This window comes from Frankia sp. CoWAU3 (genome assembly GCF_977971855.1).
The window spans coordinates 1-1,669 of the sequence record NZ_CDWWXB010000296.1 but is presented as its reverse complement, the minus strand read 5'-3'; the positions used below and the strand labels follow the sequence as shown (position 1 = coordinate 1,669).

The 1,669-nt window shown below is 78.0% G+C and carries 2 protein-coding genes; both read left to right on the top strand.

The features are described from left to right. Positions 1-777 (top strand): tetratricopeptide repeat protein (locus AC08ON_RS17425; protein WP_476617368.1); only part of this gene is annotated, 777 nt, incomplete at its 5' end. Next, on the top strand, positions 774-1,669 hold an 896-nt coding region (locus AC08ON_RS17420), incomplete at its 3' end, for a PP2C family protein-serine/threonine phosphatase (protein WP_476617367.1). The genes AC08ON_RS17425 and AC08ON_RS17420, both read left to right, overlap by 4 nt.

Genomic DNA, 1,669 nt, shown 5'->3' with positions numbered 1-1,669 from the left:
ATGGGAACCACCAGCGTCGGGGCGCGCCTGCGCCTGGCCGACCTGCGGATGCGCCTGGGTCGGACCGCCGCCGCCAGCGAGATGCTCGCCGAGATCGAGGCGGAGGACCCCTTCGAGTGGCGGGTGGACTGGCAGCGCGGGCTGCTGGCACTCGCCGACGGCGACACCGCCGCGGCCCGCGGCGCGTTCGACCGGGTCTACGACGAGGTCCCGGGCGAGCTCGCGCCGAAGCTGGCGCTGGCGCGCACCGCGGAGGCCGCCGGTGACCTCCCCCGGGCGCAGCAGCTGTATGACCTGGTGTCGCGCACCGACGACGCGTTCACCGGCGCGGCGTTCGGGCTGGCGCGGGTGCGGATCGCCGCGGGCGACCGCGACGGTGCGGTGGCCGCCTACCGCCGGGTACCACCGGCCTCGGCCGCCCACGTCGACGCCCAGATCCGGCTGGCCCGGGTACTCGGCACGGTGACCGTGGCCGGCGTCCCCAATCGGGCCGGCATCATGGCCGCGTCGGACGTGCTGGCCGGCCTGGACCTCGACCCGGGCTGCCGGGCCGCTCTCACCCGGGATCTGCTGACCACCGCGCTCGACCTGGTGGCGGCCGGCACGCTCCCGGTGGACCCGGGCGTCACGGTCGCCGGTGCCGCACTGCGGGAAGCGGACCTGCGCTTCGGCCTGGAACGCGCCTACCGGGAGCTCGCCCGGCTGGCCGCGACCACCGACGAGCGGTACGCCCTCGTCGACCTCGCCAACCGTGTCCGCCCGCGGACCCTGGTATGAACGCCGGACAGCGGCCGGGACCGGCGCCGGGGCCACGGGACCCCGGCCTGGCGGGACGCTGCCCCGGCTGCGCGGCGCCGGTCCTTCCCGACGACCGGTTCTGCGAACGCTGCGGCGTGGCCCTGACGGCGGCCGGCCGCGAGCCCGGCGACCGGATCGATGTCGATCTGACGATCGCGGCCGGCGTGTCGGACCGCGGTCTCGTCCACCGGAGCAACGAGGACGGGTTCGCCCTCGCCGTCGTCGGCCCGCCCGGGCCAGCCGACCTGCCCGGCCCGGCCCGCCCGGCGGTCGTGGCGGTCGTGTGCGACGGGGTGTCGACGGCTCCCGGCTCGGGACCGGCCGCCGTGGCCGCCGCCCGGGACGCCACCGCCTTCCTGGCCGACGCCGTGGGCACGCCGAGGTCTCCCGAGCCGACGGGCAGCGGCGTCCCCTGGGAGAACGCCGCGCTGCGGGCGGCGACCGCGACCGCCCAGCGCAGCGCCGTCGCCTCGATCACCAGCCCCGACGACGCGCCGGCCTGCACGTTCGTCGCGGCGATCGTGACGGCGGACCGGCTCGCCGTCGGCTGGCTCGGGGACAGCCGAGCCTACCTACTCGGCCCGCGGGGCGCGCACCTGCTGACCGAGGACGACACGCTGGCGGCCGAGGCGGTGCGGGCCGGCCTGCTTCCGGCCGAGTTGGCCGAGACGGCGCCCGGCGCCCGGCGCCCACACCATCACCCACTGGATCGGGACGGGCAGCGAGTCGGCGGTACCGCGCGTCGTCTCGCTGCCCCTCACCGGGCCGGGACGGATGGTGCTGTGCAGCGACGGGCTGTGGAACTACGCCTCGGCCGCCACGGCCCTCGCCGGTCACGTCGGGCGCCTGCCGGCGGACGCGCCCGCCGCCG